Consider the following 25404-nt stretch of genomic DNA (forward strand, 5'->3'; position numbering starts at 1 on the left):
CCCGCCCTCTGGCGGACGCGCGTAGAACTCGGGCACTATCTCCCTGCCCGGCGTACACGGCCCCGCGCCCGTACGCCCACTGTTTTGTCATGAGCAGGAGGAATCCCCCCATGGTGACCCGTCCACGACTCCGCTCCGCCCTCACCGCCCTGGCCCTCGTCCTCGGCGCGCTCTTCGTGCCCGGGATCGGCGCCCTCGGCAGCGGCGCCACCGAGGCGCACGCCGTGACCAAGCTGACCCATGCGCAGGCGACCTCCCGGTTCACCTCGTCCGGGATCACCTGGTCGTCCTCCGGTGGCTGCTCCAACCGGAACAACTCCACCTGCACGTCCTTCGACCAGCTCAACCTGCCCAGCGCCCAGGGCGCACAGACCCTCAAGAGCGCCACCGGCTGCGCGCTCAGGATCACCGGAGGCACCGAGACCGGGCACGCCGGCGGCACGTACTCCCACTGGAACGGCTACAAGCTCGACTTCGCCAAGAGCACCTGCCTGAACAACTACGTCACCGGCACCTTCACCTACATCGGCACCCGGGGCGACGGCGCCCGTCAGTACCAGTCCGGCTCCGGCAACATCTACGCGGACGAGGGCAACCACTGGGACGTCACGTACTACAACTGCGGCGGCTGCTGACCACGACGCAGGCCCAGGGGCCGCCCCCGGTGCGGGGCGGCCCCCACCCCGTCACGGGATCGGATCGGCGTCCGGGCCCTCCTGCGCCAGCAGATCCCGGGCGAAGTCCTCCCACTGCGCGTACCGGTCCGGGTACGCGGACCGCTGCACCGCCTGGCACACGTCGCCCGGGTCCATCGACTCCCAGCCGTCGATCTGGAGCAGCCCGGGGTTGGCGCTGGGCGAGGGCAGCCCGTAGAAGGACTTGGCCGCGGTCGGTACGTGCGTGATCTGCGCCGGTGTACCCCAGCCCATGCTGGGGCGCTGCTGGAAGACGCCGAGCGAGTCGTGGTCGACCGCCGTCGTGTAGTTGACGAACTTCGACTCCTGCATCGCCGTCATCAGGGCGATGATCTGCGCCTCCTCGGAGAGGTCCGCCCCCTTCCCGACGCCGATGACCGTCCGGGCGTGGGCCAGCTGCTCCGGGCCGAGGTCGGACGGAGCGGCGAAGAACGTCCGCAGCTCGCCGTCCGGGGCGGTCTTGAGGAGGTGGGCGGTGACCGTGTCCAGCCGGCCGGTCGGAGGCAGCCCGTAGCTCTTCTGGAAGGCGGGCAGGCCGTGTGCGCCGGGGGCCTGCGGTGCGGGGGAGGGCGGCGGCGCGGGGTCCGCGTGCGCCGGAGCCGCCGCGGTGAGCAGAAATCCGGCGGCGACCGCCGCGAGCATGCGGCGGGGGAGTCGGTTCATTCGCATACGGAACCGTCCCGGGGCGCCGGGCCGAAGTCAAGAACGCCACACACCGTGTCAATTGATGAGGTATCGGATGCCGGGCGGGCCGGAGTCCGGACATGCGGAGCCCGGACATGTGTGTGCCCCCGCCGCACGGACGGGGGCACACGGTCCTACCGGGCGGGCGTCAGGCGCCCACGCTCACCGTGAAGCGGCGCGGGTTCCCGTCGTGCGCCGCGCCGGAGACGTCCGGCTCACCGTCCGGGCGGACGTCGTCGTACGGGAACGCGTAACCGATCGGGCTGTTCGCGTGGACCACCCGGGACCAGTGGTTGGTGACCGGGGTCTTGTAGTAGTCCGCCGTCGACGTGCCGTTCGGCTGGCTCGGGTGGCTCAGCATGATCGAGCGGTTGAAGCCCGCCGCCAGCCGGGCCAGGATCGCCTTCTTGTCGTCGGAGTCGCCCGGGTTGTTGGTGAACGGGCCGTGGTTGCAGGTGAAGATGTCCTTCGTCTCCGGCTTGGTGAAGGTGTGGCCGCCCTCGAAGGTGAGGACGTCGCCGCTCACCCGGCCGGCCAGCGTGCCCCGGCCGCCCTGGAGGTCGATGCGCAGGTCCTCGGAGCGGTACTTCTCCCAGACCTCGTCGATCTGGGCGGTGAACAGGTCCCGGAACGGCATCTCGGCGGGCCGGTCGAAGTACGGGGCCATGATGTTCTGCGGCGAGACGACCCGCAGCACCTTGCCGTCGTCGCCCCGGGTGATCAGCTTGTCCCACGGCTGCCCGTCGGCGGCGGCCTGGGCGGTGAGGTCCTCCGCGATCCGCTCCACCGCGCCCTCGGGGTGCGGGGCCACGACGTGGGTGCCGTCGCCCTCCAGCGTGATGCCGATCGGGAGCGCGGTGATCAGGTCCACGTAGCTGATGTTGGAGTACAGCTGCTCGGTGTTGAAGGTGAACTCGGCGAAGGCCCAGGTCCGCCCGTAGTTCGGGTCCGTCGGCGTCGCGAAGGCGGGCTCCACCAGGGACGGGCCCGGGTTGAGGAAGAAGTCCAGCTTGTCGTCGCGGACGAAGTAGACCCGCGCGCCGTACATCTGCGGCAGGGTCAGCACCACCGGGGCCGCGCCCGCGCCGTTGAGCGGGATCGCGCAGTCGACGGGCAGCGGGGTCTGCGGGGCGCCGGGGGAGTCGGGGCGGTAGACCTCGCCGTTCGGCCGGAGCAGCACCCAGCGGTCGGTGCCCAGCTCGTGGCCGGTGACGTACGCGTGCACCGTGCCCGGCAACGACTTGTTCTCCAGGGCGATTTCGCAGGTGGCGGGCGCGGCCGAGGCGCGCGGGCTGAGGGCGGTGCCCCAGGCGGGGTACGTGAGCGCCGCGGCCGAGGCGGCGGCGCCGGTCAGGAACATTCGGCGTGAAATCACGAGGGGACTCCCGAGATGGTGGGGGGCCGCAGGCGGGGGTGGGGGGTGGCGCGGGGAGGGTCAGGAACCGTGGGGGTGCCTGCGGTGCGCACCACTCTCGCCAGGCCCGGCACGAGCGTCAAGACTTGTGACTGAGAGCGCTCTCAAAAATTCCGAGTCTTCACAACTCGACGACCCGAAGCGGTACTTGCCGGAACCGAGCGGGTGCGAACCGTGACCGTGGGAGGACGCCGCCCGCCAAGAGATGAAGCCGGCCGCCGAGCGGTGGACACGCGCCCGGGACGCCCCCGCACTCCCCTGACTTGGACTAACGCACCGGGGTTGTTGGACGGAGTCGGCCCCCGCGGCCGAAGTTCGTTGACGGTGTCCGGACACGGCGACTACTCAGGGGCCATGTCGCCAAGATTCCCTCGCCCCGGCCTGGTCGCCGCGGCCTCCGCAGCCGTCCTGGCGCTCGTGGGGGCCGCCCTCCCCACCGCAGCCGCCGCCCCGCCGTCCCCCGCCCCGTCCGGAGCGGCGGAGGCCACCGGGTCCGCCGTGATCCGGTCCGACCGGCTCGCCGTCGCCGTCGCCGACGACTTCCCGCGCGTCCTGTCGTACACCGACCGGGCGAGCGGGAAGCAGCTGCTCGGCTCCACCCGGCCGGTCACCGCCGTCACCCTCAACGGGACCGCCCGCCCGGTGAAACTCAAGGGCGCGCCGAGGATCAGCGGCAACGCCGCCCGCTACACCCTCGCCTTCGACGCGCTGCCGGGCGTCGAGATCGACGCCTCGCTCACCGTCTCCGGGCAGGCCACCACCTTCAAGGTCACCGCCGTCCGCGACACGTCCGCCTTCCGGGTCGGGACCATCGACATCCCCGGGCACGACCTGATCTCCGTCGGGTCCACCGAGGCCGGCGCCGCCACCGCGTTCACCACGCTCGACCCGGACTCCACCCGTACCGCCGACGTCTTCGGCAAGGTCACCGCGGAGACGAAGCCCGACGCCGCGCCCGTCGGGGCCAGTTACGCGATCCTCAACAACGGCTCCCTCGCCGCGGCGATCGAGTCCAACTCCTCGTACGACAAGCCCTCCGGGCCCACCGGCGGCGACGACGCCCGCTTCTGGCGCCAGGCGCGCACCGAGGAGGGCGGCGGCGTCCGGGTCGGCGTCTGGTCCGGCCAGTGGACCTACCGGGGCGAGGGCGCGCCGAAGCCCGAGAGCGGCGAGAACCTGCCGTGGGCCAAGGTCGTCGTCACCCCGGACGCCAACGGCGACAAGGCCGTCGACTGGCAGGACGGGGCGATCGCGTTCCGCTCCATCGGCGTCACCGCGCCCGGCAGCGAGGACACCGCCAAGCGGGTCGTCACCCATATCCCGTTCAACTTCGCCAGCCAGGCCACCCACCCCTTCCTGCGCACCCTGGACGACGTCAAGCGGATCTCGAAGGCCACCGACGGCCTCGGCCAGCTCGCCGTCCTCAAGGGCTACGGCTCCGAGGGCCACGACTCCGCCCACCCGGACTACGGCGGCAACTACAACAAGCGGGCCGGCGGCCTGAAGGACCTCAACACCCTGCTCAAGGCCGGCAAGAAGTGGGGCGCCGACTTCGGCGTCCACGTCAACGCCACCGAGTCCTACCCGGAGGCCAACGCCTTCTCCGAGCAGCTCGTCGACAAGACCAAGCCCGGCTGGAACTGGCTCAACCAGAGCTACTACATCGACCAGCGCCGCGACATCAACAGCGGCGACCTGGAAAAGCGCTTCCGGCAACTGCGCGACGAGACCGACCAGAACCTCGACTTCCTCTACATCGACGTCTACTACAGCCACGGCTGGATCGCCGACAAGACGATCCAGGCCGTCCAGAAGCAGGGCTGGACCGTCGGCACCGAGTGGGCCGACAAGTTCGAACGCGCCTCGCTCTGGTCGCACTGGGCCAACGACCTCAACTACGGCGGAGCCACCAACAAGGGCCTGAACTCGCAGATCATCCGGTTCATCCGCAACGGCGAGAAGGACGTCTGGAACAACCACCCGGTCCTCGGCCAGAGCGCCCTGGAGGACTTCGAGGGCTGGACCGGCGAGACCGACTGGAACGCCTTCACCGCCAACATCTGGCAGAAGAACCTCCCCGCCAAGTACCTCCAGCAGCAGAAGATCACCCGCTGGGACGGCAACGACATCACCTTCACCGGCGGGGTGCGCGGCACGGTCGAGGACGGTCGGCGGACCTTCTACGACCAGGGTCGCAAGGTGCTCAGCGGCACCGACTACCTGCTGCCGTGGGACGGCGGCAAGAAGCTCTACCACTACAGCGAGACCGGCGGCACCAGCAGCTGGGAGGTGCCCGGCAAGGGCTCCTACACCGTCTACGAGCTGACCGACAACGGCCGGAAGAAGGTGGCCACCGTCCGCCCCTCCGGCGGGAAGATCACGCTCACCGCCACCGCCGGACAGGCCTACGTCCTCTACCCCGACCGGGCCCCGAAGGAGACCGCGGCCGACTGGGGACAGGGGACCGGGCTCAAGGACCCCGGCTTCAACGACCGTGACCTCACGGGCTGGACGAAGACCGGCACCGCCGTACGCGACACCGATGAGCAGGGCCGCAACAGCGCCGAGCTGTCCGGCTCCGGCACAGCCGCCCTCGCCCAGACCGTCACCGGCCTCACACCCGGCAAGCGCTACACCGCCTCCGCCCTGATCGAGGTCGAGCCCGGCGAGAGCCGCCGTACGGTGCTGAGCGCGGGCGGCGCGTCGGTGGCCGTCGAACGCTCCACGGCCGAGGACTTCGTCGCCGCGTCCGACTGGCACGGCACCTCCTTCCAGCGCGCCAAGGTCACCTTCACCGCCCCCGCCGGCGGCCGCACCACCCTGCGGATCGAGGCGGCGGCGGGCTCCACGGCCACGGTCCGCGCCGATGACGTACGGATCGTCGAGAACGCCCCGGCGACCCGCGCCGGCACGGTGGCGTACGAGGACTTCGAGGCCGTCGACCAGGGCTGGGGCCCCTTCCTCAAGGGCAACGCGGGCGGCTCCACCGACCCCCGCACCAGCGTTTCGCAGCTGAACGCCCCGTACACCCAGTCCGGCTGGAACGGAAAGCTGATCGACGACGTGCTCGGGAAGAAGGAGTCGCTGAAGTCGCACGAGGAGAACACCGGCCTCGTCTACCGCACCGCCCCCTGGACCGTCCCGATGAAGGACGGCCACCGGTACAAGGTGGAGTTCGCCTACCAGTCCAGCCACGCCGGCGCCTACAGCTGGGTCGAGGGCTACGACCGGGTCGCCGACGGCAAGGCCTCCTCGACCGAGACCCGGGCCACCCCGATCGGGCAGCAGCGCACCACCGGGCAGTTCAGCCGGACCCTCACCGCGGGCTGCGGCGACACCTGGACCGGGCTGCGCAAGCTCGCTGGAGCACCCGAGGGCGCGGACTTCGTCCTCGACGACTTCACCGTGACCGACCTCGGACCGGCCCCCGCCGGACAGGAGGCCGTCTGCGGCACGCTCGCCGTGGCCGCCGACGCCGAGACCCTGGAGCCCGGGGCCCCGAACACGGTGCAGGCGACCTTCGGCAACGACGAGGCGAGCGCCGCCACCGGTGTGCGGCTCGCGCTGACCGTGCCCGAGGGCTGGCAGGCCGAGCCCGTGGGCGCGGTCGCCTTCGACTCGGTGGCCCCGGGCGCGAAGGTCACCGGCAGCTGGCGGGTCACCCCGCCGGTGGACGCCCCCTACGACACGTACGCGCTGGACGCCCGGGCCACGTACACCGTCGCGGGAGCCGGTCGTACGCTCGGCGCGGGAACCTCGGTCCGTACGCTCCCGCCGCCGCCCACCGAGGACGGCTGGGCCAGTGATCTCGACTGGACGGCTTCGGAGAACGGCTGGGGCCCGGTCGAGCGCGACCGGTCCAACGGGGAGGCCGGGGCCGGCGACGGCGGGCCGCTGAAGATCGGCGGCGTCGCCTACGACAAGGGCCTGGGCACGCACGCCCCGGCGAAGATCCGCTACTACCTGGGCGGGAAGTGCACCTCCTTCACCGCCGAGGTGGGCGTGGACGACGTCCAGGCCACCCGGGGCAGCGTACGGTTCTCGGTCACGGCAGACGGTACGGAGAAGGTGGTGTCGCCCGTACTGGGGGCGGCCGACCCCGCCTGGAAGCTCTCCGCAGACGTCACCGGCGCGAAGTACGTCGAGCTGGTCGTCCAGGACGGCGGCGACGGCAACGGCAACGACCACGCCGACTGGGGCAACGCCCGTTTCCACTGCGGAAGTTGAACCTCCGCCGAACGGCGGTCGAGCAGGGGTGGAGCCGGGCTGAACAATGCTGGGCCATACTGAGGGGGCCTTCGGGCCCCCTCAGGGGCATGTGGTCCACGGCACATCCGCTATTTGTGGGGTCTCCACAAGGCGGGGCGGCGTTTCGCTGGTGGATCGCGTGCACGATGCCGTGGTTCTGTTGACTCCCACCACGAAACCGGGCAGGAGACTGTTCGGAGTCGACGGCACGATTTCTGGGTCGGGGTTCGTAGGGTCGGTACATGACCGTTGTGGACGAAACCCAGGGTGAGCCGACCGACGCCCGAGGCCGGGTGGCCGAACTGCTGGCCCTGCGCGAGCAGGCGCGGCGCGGACCGAGTGAGCGGGCGACCGAGGCGCAGCACGCCAAGGGCAAGCTGACCGCCCGCGAGCGTATCGGGCTGCTGCTGGATCCGGGTTCGTTCAAGGAGGTCGAGCAGCTGCGCCGGCACCGGGCGACGGGGTTCGGTCTGGAGGCGAAGAAGCCGTACACCGACGGTGTGATCACCGGGTGGGGCACGGTCGAGGGCCGGACGGTCTTCGTCTACGCGCATGATTTCCGGATCTTCGGCGGGGCGCTGGGTGAGGCGCACGCCACGAAGATCCACAAGATCATGGATATGGCGATCTCGGCGGGTGCGCCGCTGGTGTCGTTGAACGACGGTGCGGGCGCCCGTATCCAGGAGGGTGTCAGCGCGCTCGCGGGTTACGGCGGCATCTTCCAGCGCAATACGCGCGCTTCGGGTGTGATCCCGCAGATCAGCGTGATGCTCGGCCCGTGCGCGGGCGGCGCGGCCTACTCCCCGGCGCTCACCGACTTCGTGTTCATGGTCCGGGAGACCTCGCAGATGTTCATCACCGGACCGGACGTCGTGAAGGCGGTCACCGGCGAGGAGATCACCCAGAACGGCCTCGGCGGCGCGGACGTCCACGCCGAGACCTCGGGCGTCGCGCACTTCGCGTACGACGACGAGGAGACGTGCATCGCGGAGGTCCGGTACCTCATCGGGATGCTGCCCTCCAACAACCGTGAGAACCCGCCGACCGCCCCGAGCGACGACCCGGCCGACCGCCGCGGCGACGTCCTGCTCGACCTGGTCCCGGCGGACGGGAACCGTCCGTACGACATGCACAAGGTGATCGAGGAGCTCGTCGACGACGGCGACTACCTGGAGATCCACGAGCGCTGGGCCCGCAACATCATCTGCGCGATGGCCCGCCTCGACGGCCAGGTCGTCGGCATCGTCGCCAACCAGCCGCAGGCCCTGGCCGGAGTCCTGGACATCGAGGCCTCCGAGAAGGCCGCCCGCTTCGTCCAGATGTGCGACGCCTTCAACATCCCGATCGTCACCCTTCTGGACGTCCCCGGCTTCCTGCCGGGCGTGGACCAGGAGCACGGTGGGATCATCCGCCACGGTGCGAAGCTCCTGTACGCCTACTGCAACGCCACGGTGCCGCGGATCTCGCTGATCCTGCGGAAGGCCTACGGAGGCGCGTACATCGTCATGGACAGCCAGTCCATCGGAGCGGACCTCACCTACGCCTGGCCCACCAACGAGATCGCGGTCATGGGCGCCGAGGGCGCGGCCAACGTGATCTTCCGCCGCCAGATCGCGGACGCCGAGGACCCCGAGGCCATGCGCACCCGCATGGTCAAGGAGTACAAGGCCGAGCTGATGCACCCCTACTACGCGGCCGAGCGCGGCCTCGTCGACGACGTCATCGACCCCGCCGAAACCCGCGAAGTCCTCATCGCCTCGCTCGCCATGCTCCGCACCAAGCACGCCGACCTGCCGTCCCGCAAGCACGGCAACCCCCCGCAGTAGTCCTCCTCCGCAGCGGCGCGATCCGCCGCACGGTCCACGACATCCTGCCGAGAAGACGGAGACACCCCACCATGAGCCTCACTTCCGCCGAGTCCGTCCTGCGCGTCGAAAAGGGTCACGCCGACCCCGAGGAGCTGGCGGCCATCACCGCCGTCCTGATGGCCCGCGCCGCCGCCCAGCCCGCCGCCCCCGCCCACCGGGGCCGTGACACCGCCGGCTGGCGCCGTCTGGAGCGCACGCCGGGCTTCCGCGCCCCGCACAGCTGGCAGGGCTGACCACCCGCCCGCTCCACGTCATACGGAAGGGCCCCGCACTCCTCAGGAGTGCGGGGCCCTTCCCGTAATGCCGTGACCCGGAGGCCTCAGCGCAGCCGTGCCATCAGGGCGTGCTCGACCAGCGTGATGAGCGCGCTCTTGGCGTCCGCGCGGTGGCGGGCGTCCGTCGTCAGGATCGGGGTGTCCGGACCGATCTGGAGCGCCTCACGCACCTCGTCGGGCGTGTAGGGCTGGTGTCCGTCGAAGCCGTTGAGGGCGATGACGAACGGGAGGCCGCTGTTCTCGAAGTAGTCGACGGCCGGGAAGCAGTCGGCGAGACGGCGGGTGTCGACGAGGACGACGGCGCCGATGGCGCCCCGGACCAGGTCGTCCCACATGAACCAGAAGCGGTCCTGGCCCGGCGTACCGAAGAGGTACAGGATCAGGTCCTGGTCCAGGGTGATACGTCCGAAGTCCATGGCCACCGTCGTGGTGGTCTTGTCCCCGGTGTGGGTCAAATCGTCGATGCCCGCCGAGGCGGACGTCATCACGGCTTCGGTGCGCAGCGGGTTGATCTCCGAAACGGCACCGACAAACGTGGTCTTACCCACGCCGAAGCCCCCTGCCACCACGATCTTCGCCGAGGTAGTGGAGCGGGCCGCTCCGCCGCTAGAGCTTGCGAAGTCCACTGAGCACCCTTTCGAGCAGTGTCACATCTGGCTGGCCGCCGGCGGCCTCGTCGCCGCCGGGCTGATGGATAGCGACGAGTCCGGCCTCGGCCAGGTCGGCGACGAGGATCCGGGCAACGCCGAGGGGGATCGAGAGAAGGGCCGAGATCTCGGCGACCGACTTGATCTCGATGCAGAGCCGGCAGATCCGCTGGTGCTCGGGCAACTGCCCTTGCAGCCGGGACGGATCGGCCGTGGTGCTGACCAGCGCCTCGATGGCGAGCTGGTAACGCGGTCGGGTCCGGCCGCCGGTCATGGCGTACGGACGGACCAACGGGTTGTGGGCGGCGGGCTTGTCGGGCTCGGGAGCCCGCCGCTGCTGCTGCACCGGCTGAATACGCGACCGCTGGGGCGCGTCGTACCGCTGGGGCTGCTGCGGTTGCTGCGGCCACCCCGACCCCGGCTGCTGCGGAGGCCACTCGGACCCCTGCGCCCCGTGAGCACCCTGCTGCGGCTGTTGCTGCTGCGGCTGCTGGTATGGCTGATACTGGCCGGGGCCCTGCCCGCCAGGAGCGGCGGGGAAGCCGAAACGGTCGTCACCGTGCTCACCCGGAACGCTCTGGTCACCGTTGTATGAGTGCCCGCCTGTGGGTGCTGCCACGTTTCCTCCTCCGACTGCCGGTCGCCGATCCAAGTGGGGCCGCGCCACCGCACTGTATGGCGCGGTGGCGAGAAACGCACTGTCTGTCTACTAGTTAAGAAGACTTCCCTGAAGTTCGGCGCGGAGGTCCGGAGTCAGGACACCGCCCGCACGGTCGACCAGAAGGGCCATTTCGTACCCAACCAGACCGATATCGGCGTCCGGGTGGGCCAGAACGGCGAGCGAGGATCCGTCGGAGATGGACATGATGAACAGGAATCCCCGCTCCATCTCCACAACGGTCTGATTCACGGCGCCGCCCTCGAAGATCCGCGAGGCGCCCGCGGTCAGCGACGTCAGACCGGAGGCGACGGCCGCCAGCTGGTCGGCGCGGTCGCGCGGGAAACCTTCGGACATCGCCAGCAGGAGTCCGTCGGCGGAGACCACCACCGTGTGCGACACCCCGGGGGTGTTGTCCACGAAATTGGTGATCAACCAGTTGAGATTCTGCGCCGCCTGGCTCATCGGGCTCACACTAACGCTCCTGGTTGTAGGTGGTACTGGTGTCCGACCCCGCGCTGCGTCCCCGCTGGATCCCCCGCCGCAGGTTGCTCAACCTGCCGCGGACGTCCTCGGGGGCGCGGGAGACCTGTGGGCCGCCCTGCTGGGTCTGCTCCGCCGTGCCCTCGACCAGGTTGGCCTTGGGCACGCGCCGGGGGAGACCGGAGGGGGTGATTCCGCCCGCCTTCGGCTCACGGAGCTTCTCGGCCCGCTCCCAGCGCTCGTCGTTCGTCGAGCGCCAGTCGTCGGTGCCGTCCCCGTCCGTCTGCGGGTCCTGCCGCTGTTCCTGCTGCGGCCGGCGCTGCGGAGTCGGAGCGGGCTGGTCGTCGGCGCGGCCGCCGGGGCCGGGCTGCCAGTGCTGCTGACCGCCGCGGCGCGGCAGACCGGCTTCGGTCAGCTCGTGGCCGACGTTCGGGGTGGGTCCCGGACGGTCGAAGCCTACGCGCTCCGAAGGCTCGGCGGGCGTGCTCGGAACAGATTCCGATTCGGCGGGAGCAATCGGCTCATAAGTGTTCTGGAAACCGCTCTGAACAGGCCAATCATCCTGGTGGGACTGGTCGGCGGCCGGAGCCGCGTACGGATCGGCGTACGGGCCCTGCCGGTCGTCCGGACCGGCATATGCCGATTCCTGGAAGCCGTCTCCGGGGTGCTGCTGACCCTGCTGCGGTTGCTGCTCCTGCTGCGGATAGCCGTCCTCGGCGCCGTACTGCTGCTGCTGTTCGTAGGAGCCCTGGTACTGGTCCTGCTGCGGCTGCTGCCCGTACTGGTCCTGGCCGTAGTGCTCGTCGGCGTACCCCTGCTGCGGCTGCTGCTGCCCGCCGTACGGGTCGCCCGCGTACGGCTCCGGTGCGTAGCCCTGCTGCTCCTGGGAAGCGTCGCCGAACGGGCCGCCGGTGCCCGCCTGGGCCTCCAGGGCCGCCCTGCGCTCCTCGCGCATCAGCGAGCGGTTGACCGGGTCCAGCTGGCCCGGGTCCACCGGGACCTCGTAGCGCGAGTCGTCGAAGCCGAGCTCCGCCGCCGTACGCATCGGAGCCTGCTGCGGCGCCGGCTCGAAGGCCTGCTGCTGCTCGGGGATGATCGAGGAGACGGTGAAGTCGTCCTGGCCGCCGCCCGGTTCGCCACCGCCACCGTGGGTGATGGCGTCCGGCAGCATGACCAGCGAGGTGGTCCCGGCCTGCTCGCCCGAGGGGCGCAGCTGGACCCGGATCCCGTGCCGGTCGGCCAGCCGGCCGACCACGAACAGGCCCATGCGCTGGGACACCGCGGCGTCCACGGTCGGCGGGTTGGCCAGCTTGTGGTTGATGTCGGCGAAGTCCTCGGCGGTGAGGCCGATGCCCTTGTCGTGGATCTCGACCATGACCCGGCCGTCGGGCAGCCGGGTCGCGGTGACCCTGACCTTGGTCTGCGGCGAGGAGAACGTGGTGGCGTTCTCCAGCAGCTCGGCCAGCAGGTGCACGAGGTCGGTGACGGCCCGGCCGTGGATCTCGGCCTCGGGGACGCCGGACAGCTCGATGCGCTCGTAGGACTCCACCTCGGAGGAGGCGGCGCGCAGGACGTCGACCAGGGGCACGGGCTGGTCCCAGCGGCGGCCGGGCTCCTCGCCCGCGAGGACGAGGAGGTTCTCGCCGTTGCGGCGCATTCGGGTCGCCAGGTGGTCCAGCTTGAAGAGGCTCTCCAGCTGGTCCGGGTCGGCCTCGTTGTTCTCCAGGTCGGTGATGAGGGTCAGCTGGCCCTCGATGAGCGACTGGTTGCGGCGCGAGAGGTTGGTGAAGATCGCGTTGACGTTGCCCCGCAGCATGGCCTGCTCGGCGGCGAGCCGGACGGCCTCGCGGTGCACCTGGTCGAAGGCGCGGGCGACCTCGCCGATCTCGTCCTGCGTGGTGATCGGGATCGGCTGCACGCGGGTGTCGACCCGGCCCGGGTCGGTACGCGAGAGCTGGTCGACCAGGGAGGGCAGCCGCTGCTCGGCGATGGAGAAGGCGGCGGTACGCAGCTGGCGCATCGAGCGGCTCATCTGGCGGGCCATGAGCCCGGCCAGGATGAACGCGGCCAGCAGCGCGATGACGACGATGAGGCCGTTGACGATGGCGTCGGTCTTGGCGTCGGAGGAGATGTTCGCGGCCTCGTCCACCGCCTTGGTGACGAGCTCGTCCTCGACGGTGGCGTACCCCTCGAACTTCGCGGTGGCCGCCGCCATCCAGGTCTCGGGCGTGATGCCCTTGGCTGCCAGGTCCTTGGGGTCCTGGCCCTTGCCGATCTCCTGGGCCATGCCGTCGAAGACCGAACCGTCGATGCTCGGCGGCGCCACGAAGGGCTTGCCCGCGGCCTCGGCCTGCTCCTTGGCGGCCTTGAGCTGCTTGGCGCCCTCGGCGGCCTTGCCCGTCATGACCTGCTTGAGCCGGTCGACGTCCGCCTGGGTGCCACCGGAGTTGAACTCGCCCAGCGCGATCTGCTCCAGGTAGTTGTACGAGCCGAAGGCCTTGACCTGGTCGTTGTACGTGCCCGGCTTCTGGCTCGGGCGCACCAGAAGGTGCATGCCGATCGAGCGCTGAAGCGATTCTGCAGCCTTGGACAGCTCGATCGCGTAGACGGTACGGCCGTAGCTGGTGATGTTGCCGGTGCCGAGGCCCAGCTCGTTGGAGAACTCCATCAGCGAGTGCTGGACCTGGACGTAGCCCTCTTCGGTCTTCACCGGGTCCAGGGCCTGCGAGTAGGCGGCCTTGCGCAGCTCGGGAAGCTTGGGCTCCTCGCCCTTGAACAGCTTCAGCCGGCGCTCCAGGCCCGGTTTCGACGGCATGTCCTTGACCGCGGCGTCGAACTTCCGCGCCGCCTCGTCCGTGGTGGCCCGGGTCTGCTCGACCACATCGGCGTCACGGTCGCCCGAGAGCAGCGGCTCCGCGGTGAGGTCGCGCTCGTTCAGCAGCGCCTGCCCGTAGTCGGACGCGGCACGCACGACGACCGCGATCCTCTCGGCCTCCTGCGCCTCGCCCCAGGTGTCGATGGAGCCCTTCACCTGGAAGCCGCCCATGACCAGACCGACCAGCACCGGGATCAGGAGGATCGCGTTCAGCCGGGTGGCCACGCGCCAGTTGCGCGGGGACAGCCGACTGGAGCTGCCGCCCTCGACGGGCTCCGTACCGGGCACATCCGCAGGGGACGCCACAGCGCGCGACGGCGGGGTGAAGTTGCCCCGCTCGGGCTGCGCCGCGGAGCCCTCGTTGCTTCGCCTCACTCGACCAACAACCTCTCGGCGTCGGCACCTACGCTGTGCCGGATTATTTCGTTCAGGGCCGTACTACTGGGGAGTTCGTCGAATTGCAGCACGGGTACCGGCCCCGTTCCAAACACTCGGAATCGTCGATTCCGAGTGGCCCAGGCCTCAGATAAAACGGGCATAAAGAGCGAGCCCCGTCAAAAGGCGGGGCTCATGTGAGCGCAGCGGCACCGAATGGATGCATCGGGTGGCGGAGCGGAGTCAATTCTCTGTCGAAACGTTATGAACACGGGGGCGGACCGTGTCAAACGACACAGGACGCCCCCGCGTGACTACTGCAACTTCCGTATACCGATATCGACTTACGCCTGGTGGAAGGTCTACTTCAGGCGTGCCATCAGAGCGTGCTCGACCAGCGTGATCAGACCGCTCTTGGCGTCCGCGCGGTGGCGGGCGTCCGTGGTGATGATGGGCGCGTCCGGACCGATCTGGAGCGCCTCACGCACCTCGTCGGGCGTGTAGGGCTGATGCCCGTCGAAGCCGTTGAGGGCGATGACGAACGGCAGCCCGCTGTTCTCGAAGTAGTCGACGGCCGGGAAGCAGTCGGCGAGACGGCGGGTGTCGACGAGGACGACGGCGCCGATCGCACCGCGGACCAGGTCGTCCCACATGAACCAGAAGCGGTCCTGACCGGGTGTACCGAAGAGGTACAGGATCAGGTCCTGGTCGAGTGTGATGCGGCCGAAGTCCATGGCGACGGTGGTCGTCGTCTTGTCCCCGGTGTGGGTCAGATCGTCGATGCCCGCGGACGCGGACGTCATGACGGCCTCGGTGCGCAGCGGGTTGATCTCCGACACGGCCCCGACGAACGTGGTCTTGCCCACGCCGAAGCCGCCCGCCACCACGATCTTCGCCGAGGTGGTGGCGCGGCCCGTACCGCCGCTAGAGCTTGCGAAGTCCACTGAGCACCCTTTCGAGCAGTGTTACATCCGGCGCGCCGCCGGCCTCTCCGTTGCCCGGCTGGTGGATGGCCACCATGCCGGCTTCCGCCAGGTCCGCCACCAGGATCCGGGCGACGCCGAGCGGCATCGACAGCAGTGCCGACACCTCCGCCACCGACTTGACCTCGCGGCAGAGGTGGCAGATCCGCTGGTGCTCGGGGAGCAGGGTCCCCAGATGCGCCGGGTCTGCCGTCGTGCTGACCAGAGCCTCTATCGCGAGCTGGTAGCGCGGCCGGGTCCGGCCGCCGGTCATGGCATAAGGACGAACCAGCGGCTGGTCGCCTTCCCCGTCGTACGACGCGTGGTGCAGTGCGCCGTACGGATCGGGTGAGGCGGGTGGCGGGGTCATGAATCCTCCGGGCGTGACAGCAGGTTCTCGGCTTGCCGTCTGCAAGGGGCCGGTGAGGGGACTAAAGCGGCCTGTCGGGTGAGGGTTGTGGGCATTACCTGGGGGGATCGTGTCGTGAATCCGCTGGATGGCCGTCTAGTGGAGCAGACTGCCTTGGAGCTCGGCGCGGAGGTCGGGCGTGAGGACGGTGCCCGCACGGTCGACCAGGAGGGCCATTTCGTACCCGACCAGACCGATGTCGGCGTCCGGGTGGGCAAGAACGGCGAGGGACGAGCCGTCGGAGATGGACATGAGGAAGAGGAATCCCCGCTCCATCTCCACAACCGTCTGACTGACGGCGCCGCCCTCGAAGATCCGGGACGCACCCGCGGTCAGCGAGGTCAGCCCGGACGCGACAGCGGCGAGCTGGTCGGCGCGGTCGCGCGGGAATCCTTCGGACATCGCCAGCAGCAGGCCATCCGCGGAGACCACCACCGTGTGGGACACCCCTGGGGTGTTGTCCACGAAGTTGGTGATCAGCCAGTTCAGATTCTGCGCGGCCTGACTCATGGGGCTCAACTAACGCTCCTGCTGGTGAGTGGGGCCGAGATGGATACTGCCGGTCTGCGAGCCGTTGTTGGCCTGCCGACCCTGCTGGATGCCCCGGCGGAGATTGGTCAGACGACCGCGCACGTCATCGGGCGCGCGCGAAACCTGAGGTCCGGACTGGTGATTCTGCTGCTGTGCGGTCCCCGGAACCAAATTGGCGCGGGGAACACGGCGGGGCAGCCCGGAAGTGGTGACACCGCCGGCCGCGGGCTTCTTGACCCGTTCGGCCTGGCGTACGAGTTCGTCGTTGGGCGAGGCCCGCCAGGAACTGGTGACCGAGGGGTCGGCCGCACCACGCTGAGGCATGGGCGGAACGGGCACCCCGGTGGGCTCCGGAGCGGCCGGCGCCTGCGGTTCGGCGGGCGGCTGCTGACCGCCCTGGCCCGGACCGTGGAACCAGTTCGTCTCCAGCGTGTCGTACAGCGGCGTACGCCCGTCCCCGGGACCGGCCGGCGGCAGGGCCTCCGGCTGCTGGGGCTGGGACGGCAGCGCCGGACGCGGGGCGCCGAAGTCGTTGCCCTCCGGGCCGGGCCGGCGCGACGCGGGCAGCTGCTGCTGACCCTGGTCGTATCCGCCCTGACCCTGGTCGTAACCGCCCTGGCCCTGCTGGTTGCCGCCCAGGCCCTGCTGGTTCTGGTGCGGCTGCTGCGGGACACCGAAGTCGGGCCGCGCGAACTGCGCGGTGCTCGCCGGGTCCTGGCCCTGCGGAGCCTGCTGCGGGTACGAGCGGTCCTGGGGAGCCGAGAAGTCGGGCCGGGCGAACTCGGAGGTCGCGCCGGGGCCCTGCCGGTCGTCCGCCGGCCGCTGGTTCAGCGGGGCGTTGAACGACGGGTCCTGGCCGGGGCCCGCCGGCCGGGCGAACTGCCCGGTCGTGTCGTGCTCCTCGTGGCCGCGCGGGGTGTCGGCGCCCCAACTGGTGGCCGCCGGACGCTGCGGCTGCGGGTTGCCCCCGGGCAGCTCGGCACGCGGTCCACCGGGCGGCGGCAGCTGACGGCCGGGGCCGCCGGACTGCTGGAAACCGCCCTGGGCGGGGCCGTTCTGTCCCGGGCGTCCCTGGGGCTGCTGCGCCCCGGGGCCCTGCTGATTCTGCCAGCCGGACGGGGCCTGCTGGCCCTGCTGGTTCTGCGGTGCGAACGAGCCCGGGCGGCCGTTCTGCCCGGGGGAGGGCGGAGCGCCGTGCCCGAACAGGTTGGGCTGCGAGGGGGCCTCGCTCTGGGGGCCGCCCTGGGCGCCGCGGGCGCCGAGCCGGGCGCTGTTGCCGAAGGCGCCGGAGAGACCGCCGCCCTGGCGCTGGGGCGCCTGGCCCTGGGCCGGGAAGTCCTGACCCGGGCCGCCGTTGTTCGGCTGTCCGCCGCCCTGCGGGCCCTGCTGACGGCCCGCCGAGCCGTCCCGGGACGGCAGCGCCGCCCGGGGACCCGCGCCGGCGCCGACCTGGCCGCGCTGGGCGCCGGGTCCACCGCCGAGGCTCTTGGCGCCCGGACCGCCCGGACCGCTGCCGAGACCCGCGCGCTGGCCGTTGCCCGCGCCGTTCCCGTTGCCCGCGAGCAGACCGCCCGGGGCGCCGGACTGCTGCCCGGAACCCTGCTTGGACGGCGGCTGCTTGCCACCGTGCGCGACATCGACGGGCAGCATGACCAGCGCGGTCGTACCGCCGGAGTCGGAGGGGCGCAGCTGGATCCGGATGCCGTGACGCAGCGACAGCCGGCCGACCACGAACAGACCCATGCGGCGGGAGACGGAGACGTCCACCGTCGGCGGCTGCGCGAGCCGCTCGTTGATCGCGGCGAGGTCCTCGGGCGAGAGGCCGATACCGGTGTCGTGGATCTCGACGAGCACGCGGCCGTCGGGCAGCGCGTGACCGGTGACCCGGACCTTCGTCTGCGGCGAGGAGAACGACGTGGCGTTCTCCAGCAGCTCGGCGAGCAGGTGCACGAGGTCGTTGACGACCCGTCCCGCGACCTCGGTGGCGGGCACCGCGGAGAGTTCGATGCGCTCGTACTGCTCCACCTCGGAGGCGGCGGCACGGAGCACGTCGACCAGCGGGACGGGGCGGGTCCACCGGCGGCCCGGCTCCTCGCCCGCGAGGACGAGGAGGTTCTCGCCGTTACGGCGCATACGGGTCGCGAGGTGGTCGAGCTTGAAGAGCGAGGAGAGCTGGTCCGGGTCGGCCTCGCGGGACTCCAGTTCGGAGATGAGCGAGAGCTGACGCTGGATGAGGCCCTGGGAGCGGCGCGAGAGGTTGGTGAACATCGCGTTGACGTTGCCCCGGAGGAGGGCCTGCTCGGCGGCGAGGCGGACGGCCTCGCGGTGCACGTCGTCGAAGGCCGCGGCCACCTGGCCGATTTCGTCCCGGGAGTGCACACCGACCGACTCGACGGAGGTGTCGACGTCCTGCGGGTCGGTCTCGGAGAGCTGCTTGACGAGCTCGGGCAGCCGGTCCTGGGCGACCCGGGTGGCGGTGTCCTGGAGGCGGCGCAGCGAGCGGATCATGGAGCGGGCCACCACGAAGGCGCCGACGAGCGAGACGCCGAGCACGAGGAGGATGACCGCACCGTTGACGATCGCCTCGCGCTGGGAGGCCTGGCGCAGTTCGCGGGCCTTGGCCTCCATGTCGCTGAGGAGAGTGGCCTCGATCGTCTCCATGGCCTTGATCTTGATGGTGCTCTGGTCGTACCAGTCGAGGTAGGACCGGACCTGCTTGCCCTCGATCCCGTTCGTGGTGTCCAGGATCCGCTTGGCGTACATGTTCCCGGCGTTGATCTCCGGGTTGCCGTTGTCCAGGGGAGCCATGAGCTCCTCGGCGCTCTCCCCGGTCGTCCCGTAGATCGTCTTGAACGAGGTGAGGGCGCGGGACTCCTTGGCGAGGGCGTTGGAGCCGAACTGCCGGTCGTTCGGGTTGAGGTGCGGCTCCTTGACCGAACCGCCGGGCAGCGCCGCGGCGATGATCGCGCGCTGGACCGAGGCGTACTCCTTGGCGGAGGAGAACGCCGCCAGGGCCCGGGTCCGCTTGATCATGTCCGGGTTGCTGGTCGCCTGCGCCATGTCCTGCGAGAGGCTCAGCAGCGAGGTGATCAGCTGGTTGTACTGGTCGATCGTGTTGAGACTCGGCGCTCCCTCTTCGTACGCCGTCTTGCGGATCGTACGGATGGTGCCGAGCTGGGAAGCGATCTGCGAGATGCTCGCGTGGATGCTGTCGAGCGCCTCGTCGCCCTCGGAGTCACCGATCGAGTCGGTCTCGTCGAGGAAGGCGTCCTTGGCCCGGTCCGTCTTGTCCCGGGGCCCGGTGACCTTGTAGTCGGTGGGCTTGGACTTGTTCGACAGCGGACCGGCCGACTGGTCGCGCTCCACCTGGAGCGCCTGGGCGAGCGAGGTCGCCTGCTTGGTCATCTTCGTCAGCAGCTGCATGTGCTCCAGCTGCTGCATGTCGGTCATGGACTCGTTGATCCTCAGACCGCCCAGCGTGGTCGCTGCGACCACGGGGAGGGCGAGGAGCGAGACCAGTCGCGTACTGATGCGCCAGTTACGGAGCGCTATTCGCGAACCCGTGTCGACCGGGCCACGCGGCTGTGCGGGCGTGTTCGGCTCCGCGCCGCCGCCCGTCGTGGAGCCCGGGCGCTGCGCACGGTCGCTGTTGTCGCCGGCAGCGGCCGGCCCGGGGTTCTGGGCGTGCTGGGGCGAGGAACCGCGGTCGGTCCCGCCGCGCGGCTCCTGTTCCGCCGGAGCGCTGCCATCCCTCTTGAAACGTCCCTGCACTAGCGTCGCAACCTCTGGACCAGGCGTCCCGCCCGCAGGTAGCGGACAAGAACGGTGTCGGCGTCGTGGGGCGCTGGACGCGCCCCATGGTGGTCGTATGAGTGACCGGCGTACTTCCCCCTCCCGCCGCCACTCGGCGCTGCGTTGCGCCCCGGCGCGCCGGATCTGAAGCCCGCGGCGGTGCGTGGAATTCCAGCACAGTGCAGGATCTCCAACAAGGCCCATGTACCGGGCTGTGACCTGGGTGACACGTTGTGATGAATGAGTAACAAGCAGTGGAGAGTGATCGTGGGTAAAGCGGACTATTGGGGGCGAGTCCCCTAGGGGTGGGGGGTGTCCCAGTCGCGATGATCAGGAGCGGAATGGTGGATTCAGTGGTGCAATGTCCGTTTTCTGGATCACGATCGACTGTCCGGAATGGGTAAATTGTCGATTAGTTCGTGAGCAAACTCACATGATGATCGTCGCCTCATCCCGGCTCGGGCGGGGAATCGGATGTTTAGCCTGACGCTTTACAGGGATGGCGAATCCGACAAGCCGGCGCCGCGACGAGCGACGCCCTCACCGACAGGGTCCTGACGGCAGATGAAGACGACGACGATGTTCCGCAACATTGCCAACCCCCGGCGCACCACGCTGGCGCACCTCAAGGACGCCGAAGCGCTGCAGACGCCGCCGGCCCCGGAGCACGCCGCCGACCTGCCGAACGTGACGGCCAACCCGCGCCGCACCATCCTGATGGAAGCCCCGGTCGCGGCCGCCCAGTAGCCACCGCCGGTATACGCGAGCTGTGCCCCTCCCACGGAGTTAGCCTGGAGCGTCAGTCTTCAGCCAGCCAGCAAGTGAGGGGCGACAGCATCCCGTGCGCATCGCCAGGTTCTCCATCGACGGCAATGTCGCCTTCGGCGCCGTCGAGGGGCAGGGCACCGTGGAATCCGGTGACCTCGTCCTCGACATCATCAAGGGCATTCCGTACGCCGACTTCGAGCTCTCGGGCACCAAGGTCCCGCTGAACAAGGTCCGGCTGCTGCCCCCCGTGCTCCCCAACAAGGTCGTGGCCATCGGCCGCAACTACGCGGAGCACGCCGCCGAACTCGGCCACGAGGTCCCCGACGCGCCGATCACCTTCTTCAAGCCCACCACCTCGGTGATCGGCTCCGGCGACGCGATCGAGTACCCCTCCTTCTCCAACGAGCTGCACCACGAGGCCGAGCTGGCCGTGGTCATCGGCCGCATGTGCCGCGAGGTCCCGCGCGAGCGCGTCAAGGACGTCATCCTCGGCTACACCTGCGCCAACGACGTCACCGCCCGCGATGTGCAGCAGCGCGAGAAGCAGTGGGCCCGCGCCAAGGGCTTCGACACCTCCTGCCCGCTGGGCCCCTGGGTGGAGACCGACGTCGACCCGCACGACCTCACCATCCAGGCGACGGTCAACGGTGAGCAGCGACAGCTCGGCCGCACCAGCGACATGGTCCGCTCCATCGAGGACCTGGTCGTCCACATCACGGAGGCCATGACGCTGCTCCCGGGCGATGTGATCCTCACGGGCACCCCCGCAGGGGTCGGTCCCCTGCACGTCGGCGACGAGGTCGCCGTCACCATCGAAGGCATCGGCACTCTCACCAACAAGGTGATCAAGCGTGGCTAACGCACCTGTACGCGTCCGTTTCTGTCCCTCCCCGACCGGCAACCCCCACGTGGGCCTGGTCCGGACGGCGCTCTTCAACTGGGCCTTCGCCCGGCACCACCAGGGCACCCTGGTCTTCCGGATCGAGGACACCGACGCGGCGCGCGACTCGGAGGAGTCCTACCAGCAGCTGCTCGACTCGATGCGCTGGCTGGGCCTGGACTGGGACGAGGGCCCCGAGGTCGGCGGCCCGCACGCCCCCTACCGCCAGTCGCAGCGGATGGACCTGTACAAGGACGTCGCCGAGAAGCTGCTCGCCGCCGGGTACGCCTACCCCTGCTACTGCACCACCGAGGAGCTGGACACCCGCCGCGACGCCGCCCGCGCCGCCGGAAAGCCGTCCGGCTACGACGGCCACTGCCGCGACCTCACCGCCGAGCAGATCGCCGCGTACGAGGCCGAGGGCCGCAGCTCGATCGTCCGCTTCCGGATGCCCGACGAGGCCATCACCTTTACCGACCTGGTCCGCGGCGACATCACCGTCCAGCCGGAGAACGTCCCCGACTACGGCATCGTCCGCGCCAACGGGGCCCCGCTCTACACGCTGGTCAACCCGGTCGACGACGCCCTGATGGAGATCACCCACGTCCTGCGCGGCGAGGACCTGCTCTCCTCCACCCCGCGCCAGATCGCCCTGTACCGGGCGCTCATCGAGCTGGGCATCGCCAAGGACACCCCCGCCTTCGGCCACCTGCCGTATGTCATGGGCGAGGGCAACAAGAAGCTCTCCAAGCGCGACCCGCAGGCCTCGCTCAACCTCTACCGGGAGCGCGGCTTCCTCCCCGAGGGCCTGCTGAACTACCTCTCGCTGCTCGGCTGGTCGATCGCCGAGGACCGCGACATCTTCTCGGTGGACGAGCTGATCGCCGCGTTCGACATCAAGGACGTCAACGCCAACCCGGCCCGCTTCGACCTCAAGAAGTGCGAGCACATCAACGCCGAGCACATCCGCATGCTCGATGTGAAGGCCTTCACCGAGGCCTGCGGCCCCTGGCTCCAGGCCCCCTTCGCCCCCTGGGCCCCCGAGGCCTTCGACGCGGAGAAGTGGACCCGGATCGCCCCGTACGCCCAGACCCGGGTCACGGTGCTCTCCGACATCACCGACAACGTCGACTTCCTCTTCCTCGACGCGCCGGTGGAGGACGAGGCGTCCTGGACCAAGGCGATGAAGGGCGACCCGGTGGCCCTGCTCACCACGGCCCGCGCCAATCTGGAAGCGGCCGACTGGAGCGACCCGGAGTCGCTGAAGAACGCCGTCCTCACCGCCGGCGAGGCCCACGGCCTCAAGCTCGGCAAGGCCCAGGCCCCGGTCCGCGTCGCCGTCACCGGCCGCACGGTCGGCCTGCCGCTCTTCGAGTCCCTGGAGATCCTGGGCCGCGAGAAGAGCCTGGCCCGGGTGGACGCGGCGCTGGCGAAGCTGACCGCGTAAACAAGCACGGAACGCCCCGGGGAGGGCCGCAGCCGACCGGCTGCGGCCCTCCCCGGCTCTGCCCCGCCTTTTCCCCTCCGCGGCCCGCCGTCGGCGGCTACCGTGAGATCCATGCCGATCCGCGCCGTGCTCTGGGATATCGACGACACGATCTTCGACTACGCGGGCGCCGATCACACCGGGATGCGGCTCCACCTGGAGAGCACGGGGCTGCCCGAGGCGTACGCGTCGGTGGACGAGGCCCTCGCCGCCTGGAAGGCGATCACCGCCGTGCACTGGGCGCGCGTCGCCGCCGGGGAGACGGACTTCCTCGGCCAGCGCCGGGACCGGGTGCGGGACTTCCTCGCGCGGACGATGGCGGACGCGGAGGCCGACGCCTGGTTCGCCGGTCATCTGACCCACTACGAGGCCGCCTGGACGCTCTTCCCGGACGTGCTGCCGGTCCTGGACCGCCTGGCGCCCGACTACCGCCACGCGATCCTCTCCAACTCCAGCAGCCACAACCAGCACCGCAAGCTCACCGCGCTCGGTGTCCGGGACCGCTTCGAGGCGATGGTCTGCGCCGTGGAGCTCGGGATCTCCAAGCCGGAGGCCGGCGCCTTCCACGCGGCCTGCGAGGCGCTCGCGCTGGAGCCGCACGAGGTGGCGTACGTGGGCGACGAACCCGACATCGACGCGAGCGGGGCCGTGGCCGCCGGGCTGACGGGGATCTGGCTCGACCGGCGGGGGAGGGGCGGGCGGCCGGACCTCGTGACGATCACCGGGCTCGACCAGCTCCCCGGCCTGCTGGCAGGCGATACCCGTTTTGGAGCGCCGGACACCTTCGGGTAATGTTCTTTCTGCGCCGCCCGAGCGGGCCGAAAGATCCGGCCGGGAAGCGCAGACAGAAGTGAAGCCCCCTCCAGGGGTTGCATTTCAGTGGGCTATGGTGTAATTGGCAACACTACGGTTTCTGGTACCGTCATTCTAGGTTCGAGTCCTGGTAGCCCAGCGCAAGACCAAGCAGTACGAGCAAGACCAGCAGGACAAGCCCCCGTTGTGTAGCGGCCTAGCACGCTGCCCTCTCACGGCAGTAGCGCCGGTTCGAATCCGGTCGGGGGTACAGATCCTTCCCGCGAGAACATCATGGGTCGCACCCATCGCTCTCGATGCAGGATCGCTAGGGCCCCCGTTGTGTAGCGGCCTAGCACGCTGCCCTCTCACGGCAGTAGCGCCGGTTCGAATCCGGTCGGGGGTACTTGTCACACCATGGGCTATGGTGTAATTGGCAACACTACGGTTTCTGGTACCGTCATTCTAGGTTCGAGTCCTGGTAGCCCAGCGCAAGTCAGCAGTATCCACGCCCCCGTTGTGTAGCGGCCTAGCACGCTGCCCTCTCACGGCAGTAGCGCCGGTTCGAATCCGGTCGGGGGTACAACAGAGCAGTACGGAAAGGCCCTTCACCTCGGTGGAGGGCCTTTCCGCTTGCCCGGACCAGGGCGTCCCGGGCCAAGTAGCCCATGTGGCAACGCTGTTGACAGGGGAAAGAAAAAGGGCCGCCACGGCGCTGGGGCGGCCTTCCGGAAGACGGTGAGAAGAAGAGACGGGGAGAGGGTGGAAACGGGGAGCGGAGCCGGTGGCGGGCGGGCGGGGTCAGCCCGTGCGGCGCAGGGCCTCGCTCAGCCGCGCTGCCGAGTCGATGACGGCCTGGGCGTGCATCCGGCCCGGGTGACGGGTCAGCCGCTCGATCGGCCCGGAGACCGAGACGGCGGCGACCACCCGGTTCGAGGGGCCGCGCACCGGGGCGGAGACCGAGGCCACGCCCGGCTCCCGCTCGCCGATCGACTGGGCCCAGCCCCGTCGCCGTACGCCGGAGAGCGCCGTCGCCGTGAACCGGGCGCCCTGGAGGCCCCGGTGCAGCCGCTCCGGCTCCTCCCAGGCCATCAGGATCTGGGCGGAGGAGCCCGCCTTCATGGTGAGCGTGGAGCCGACCGGCACCGTGTCCCGGAGTCCGGACAGCCGTTCCGCCGCCGCCACGCAGATCCGCATGTCGCCCTGCCGGCGGTAGAGCTGCGCGCTCTCGCCGGTGATGTCGCGCAGGTGGGTGAGCACCGGTCCGGCCGTGGCCAGCAGGCGGTCCTCGCCCGCCGCGGCCGCCAGTTCCGACAGCCGGGGGCCGAGAATGAACCGGCCCTGCATATCCCTCGCCACCATCCGGTGGTGTTCCAGTGCCACGGCCAGTCGATGGGCCGTGGGCCGTGCGAGCCCGGTCGCCGCGACCAGCCCGGCGAGGGTGGCCGGACCGGACTCCAGGGCGCTCAATACCAGAGCTGCCTTGTCGAGAACGCCGACGCCGCTAGAGTTGTCCATACGACGATACTCCCGTCTCACTCTGTGAAACGCAAGTTCAATTT

General features: G+C 70.1%; 19 protein-coding genes and 5 tRNA genes. 13 read left to right on the top strand and 11 right to left on the bottom strand.

The features are described 5' to 3' along the window. Positions 1–110 precede the first annotated feature (110 nt). Positions 111–635 (top strand): hypothetical protein, encoded by a 525-nt coding sequence (locus tag ACSMXR_RS27380; protein WP_137234607.1) that lies wholly within the window; start codon positions 111–113, stop codon positions 633–635. A gap of 51 nt (positions 636–686) precedes the next feature. Here ACSMXR_RS27380 and ACSMXR_RS27385 read toward each other — a convergent pair whose 3' ends face one another. Continuing rightward, positions 687–1358, bottom strand: coding sequence for a peptidoglycan-binding protein (locus ACSMXR_RS27385; protein WP_381850347.1), 672 nt, complete (start codon positions 1356–1358; stop codon positions 687–689). A 169-nt stretch (positions 1359–1527) separates the two neighbouring features. Beyond that, positions 1528–2739 (bottom strand): glycoside hydrolase family 64 protein, encoded by a 1212-nt coding sequence (locus tag ACSMXR_RS27390; protein WP_030078832.1) that lies wholly within the window; start codon positions 2737–2739, stop codon positions 1528–1530. A 408-nt stretch (positions 2740–3147) separates the two neighbouring features. Here ACSMXR_RS27390 and ACSMXR_RS27395 point away from each other — a divergent pair, with 408 nt between their 5' ends. The 3 genes from ACSMXR_RS27395 (at position 3148) to ACSMXR_RS27405 (ending at position 9142) form a co-directional block, all read left to right on the top strand. Continuing rightward, the gene (locus ACSMXR_RS27395; protein ID WP_473170138.1) at positions 3148–7020 is read left to right on the top strand and encodes an endo-alpha-N-acetylgalactosaminidase family protein; all 3873 of its coding nucleotides are present in this window, start codon (positions 3148–3150) and stop codon (positions 7018–7020) included. 263 nt (positions 7021–7283) lie between these two features. Next, complete coding sequence (locus tag ACSMXR_RS27400) at positions 7284–8867, top strand: acyl-CoA carboxylase subunit beta (RefSeq protein WP_218524600.1); 1584 nt, start codon at positions 7284–7286, stop codon at positions 8865–8867. A gap of 71 nt (positions 8868–8938) precedes the next feature. Next, entirely contained in the window at positions 8939–9142 is a 204-nt protein-coding gene (locus ACSMXR_RS27405; protein WP_030076048.1) for an acyl-CoA carboxylase subunit epsilon, read from the top strand. Between the two features lie 86 nt (positions 9143–9228). Here the strand turns inward: ACSMXR_RS27405 and ACSMXR_RS27410 are convergent, their stop codons facing one another. From ACSMXR_RS27410 to ACSMXR_RS27445, 8 genes are all read right to left on the bottom strand, one after another. After that, positions 9229–9810, bottom strand: coding sequence for a GTP-binding protein (locus ACSMXR_RS27410; RefSeq protein ID WP_014048542.1), 582 nt, complete (start codon positions 9808–9810; stop codon positions 9229–9231). After that, positions 9791–10450 carry a DUF742 domain-containing protein gene (locus tag ACSMXR_RS27415; RefSeq protein ID WP_381789310.1) on the bottom strand — a complete coding sequence of 220 codons (660 nt, stop codon included), beginning with the start codon at positions 10448–10450 and terminating at the stop codon, positions 9791–9793. The genes ACSMXR_RS27410 and ACSMXR_RS27415 overlap by 20 nt, the downstream gene beginning before the upstream one ends. Before the next feature lie 90 nt (positions 10451–10540). Further along, positions 10541–10954 carry a roadblock/LC7 domain-containing protein gene (locus ACSMXR_RS27420; protein WP_073771622.1) on the bottom strand — a complete coding sequence of 138 codons (414 nt, stop codon included), beginning with the start codon at positions 10952–10954 and terminating at the stop codon, positions 10541–10543. Positions 10955–10964: 10 nt separating this feature from the next. Continuing rightward, positions 10965–14222 carry a sensor histidine kinase gene (locus tag ACSMXR_RS27425; protein WP_473170139.1) on the bottom strand — a complete coding sequence of 1086 codons (3258 nt, stop codon included), beginning with the start codon at positions 14220–14222 and terminating at the stop codon, positions 10965–10967. 362 nt (positions 14223–14584) lie between these two features. Further along, entirely contained in the window at positions 14585–15166 is a 582-nt protein-coding gene (locus ACSMXR_RS27430) for a GTP-binding protein (protein ID WP_003966011.1), read from the bottom strand. Next, positions 15147–15554, bottom strand: a complete 408-nt coding sequence (locus ACSMXR_RS27435; protein ID WP_003966010.1) for a DUF742 domain-containing protein — start codon at positions 15552–15554, stop codon at positions 15147–15149. The genes ACSMXR_RS27430 and ACSMXR_RS27435 overlap by 20 nt, the downstream gene beginning before the upstream one ends. Positions 15555–15689: 135 nt before the next feature. Next, positions 15690–16103 carry a roadblock/LC7 domain-containing protein gene (locus ACSMXR_RS27440; protein WP_006127850.1) on the bottom strand — a complete coding sequence of 138 codons (414 nt, stop codon included), beginning with the start codon at positions 16101–16103 and terminating at the stop codon, positions 15690–15692. A 9-nt stretch (positions 16104–16112) separates the two neighbouring features. Further along, positions 16113–19895 (bottom strand): sensor histidine kinase, encoded by a 3783-nt coding sequence (locus ACSMXR_RS27445; protein ID WP_473170140.1) that lies wholly within the window; start codon positions 19893–19895, stop codon positions 16113–16115. Positions 19896–20480: 585 nt separating this feature from the next. Here ACSMXR_RS27445 and ACSMXR_RS27450 point away from each other — a divergent pair. The 9 genes from ACSMXR_RS27450 to ACSMXR_RS27490 all read left to right on the top strand — a co-directional run bounded on the left by ACSMXR_RS27450 (position 20481) and on the right by ACSMXR_RS27490 (position 24425). Further along, on the top strand, positions 20481–20663 hold the full coding sequence (locus ACSMXR_RS27450) for a hypothetical protein (RefSeq protein ID WP_030084985.1): 183 nt from the start codon (positions 20481–20483) through the stop codon (positions 20661–20663). A 94-nt stretch (positions 20664–20757) separates the two neighbouring features. Then, a complete protein-coding gene (locus tag ACSMXR_RS27455; protein ID WP_137234502.1) occupies positions 20758–21543 on the top strand; it encodes a fumarylacetoacetate hydrolase family protein in 786 nt (261 codons plus the stop codon). Next, positions 21536–23011, top strand: a complete 1476-nt coding sequence (gene gltX / locus ACSMXR_RS27460; protein WP_473170141.1) for a glutamate--tRNA ligase — start codon at positions 21536–21538, stop codon at positions 23009–23011. The genes ACSMXR_RS27455 and gltX overlap by 8 nt, the downstream gene beginning before the upstream one ends. A gap of 111 nt (positions 23012–23122) precedes the next feature. Then, positions 23123–23842 (top strand): HAD family hydrolase, encoded by a 720-nt coding sequence (locus tag ACSMXR_RS27465; protein ID WP_381909501.1) that lies wholly within the window; start codon positions 23123–23125, stop codon positions 23840–23842. A gap of 88 nt (positions 23843–23930) precedes the next feature. Then, positions 23931–24002: transfer RNA gene (locus ACSMXR_RS27470), tRNA-Gln, on the top strand. A 38-nt stretch (positions 24003–24040) separates the two neighbouring features. Next, a tRNA-Glu gene (locus tag ACSMXR_RS27475) sits at positions 24041–24113 on the top strand. A 62-nt stretch (positions 24114–24175) separates the two neighbouring features. After that, positions 24176–24248, top strand: a tRNA-Glu gene (locus ACSMXR_RS27480). 12 nt (positions 24249–24260) lie between these two features. Next, positions 24261–24332: transfer RNA gene (locus ACSMXR_RS27485), tRNA-Gln, on the top strand. A gap of 20 nt (positions 24333–24352) precedes the next feature. Then, a tRNA-Glu gene (locus ACSMXR_RS27490) sits at positions 24353–24425 on the top strand. A gap of 218 nt (positions 24426–24643) precedes the next feature. Here the strand turns inward: ACSMXR_RS27490 and ndgR are convergent. After that, positions 24644–25360 carry an IclR family transcriptional regulator NdgR gene (gene ndgR, locus ACSMXR_RS27495; protein ID WP_003966003.1) on the bottom strand — a complete coding sequence of 239 codons (717 nt, stop codon included), beginning with the start codon at positions 25358–25360 and terminating at the stop codon, positions 24644–24646. Positions 25361–25404 lie beyond the last annotated feature (44 nt).

It is taken from the genome of Streptomyces sp. DSM 106670, assembly GCF_055792845.1.

Bases quoted from the DNA above. Each gene is read 5' to 3' on its own strand.
- ACSMXR_RS27465 (WP_381909501.1), top strand. From the start codon at position 23,123: ATGCCGATCCGCGCCGTGCTCTGGGATATCGACGACACGATCTTCGAC.
- ndgR (WP_003966003.1), bottom strand. From the start codon at position 25,360: ATGGACAACTCTAGCGGCGTCGGCGTTCTCGACAAGGCAGCTCTGGTA.
- ACSMXR_RS27380 (WP_137234607.1), top strand. From the start codon at position 111: ATGGTGACCCGTCCACGACTCCGCTCCGCCCTCACCGCCCTGGCCCTC.
- ACSMXR_RS27395 (WP_473170138.1), top strand. From the start codon at position 3,148: ATGTCGCCAAGATTCCCTCGCCCCGGCCTGGTCGCCGCGGCCTCCGCA.
- ACSMXR_RS27420 (WP_073771622.1), bottom strand. From the start codon at position 10,954: ATGAGCCAGGCGGCGCAGAATCTCAACTGGTTGATCACCAATTTCGTG.
- ACSMXR_RS27400 (WP_218524600.1), top strand. From the start codon at position 7,284: ATGACCGTTGTGGACGAAACCCAGGGTGAGCCGACCGACGCCCGAGGC.
- ACSMXR_RS27405 (WP_030076048.1), top strand. From the start codon at position 8,939: ATGAGCCTCACTTCCGCCGAGTCCGTCCTGCGCGTCGAAAAGGGTCAC.
- ACSMXR_RS27450 (WP_030084985.1), top strand. From the start codon at position 20,481: ATGAAGACGACGACGATGTTCCGCAACATTGCCAACCCCCGGCGCACC.
- ACSMXR_RS27440 (WP_006127850.1), bottom strand. From the start codon at position 16,103: ATGAGTCAGGCCGCGCAGAATCTGAACTGGCTGATCACCAACTTCGTG.
- ACSMXR_RS27385 (WP_381850347.1), bottom strand. From the start codon at position 1,358: ATGAACCGACTCCCCCGCCGCATGCTCGCGGCGGTCGCCGCCGGATTT.
- ACSMXR_RS27435 (WP_003966010.1), bottom strand. From the start codon at position 15,554: ATGACCCCGCCACCCGCCTCACCCGATCCGTACGGCGCACTGCACCAC.
- ACSMXR_RS27390 (WP_030078832.1), bottom strand. From the start codon at position 2,739: ATGTTCCTGACCGGCGCCGCCGCCTCGGCCGCGGCGCTCACGTACCCC.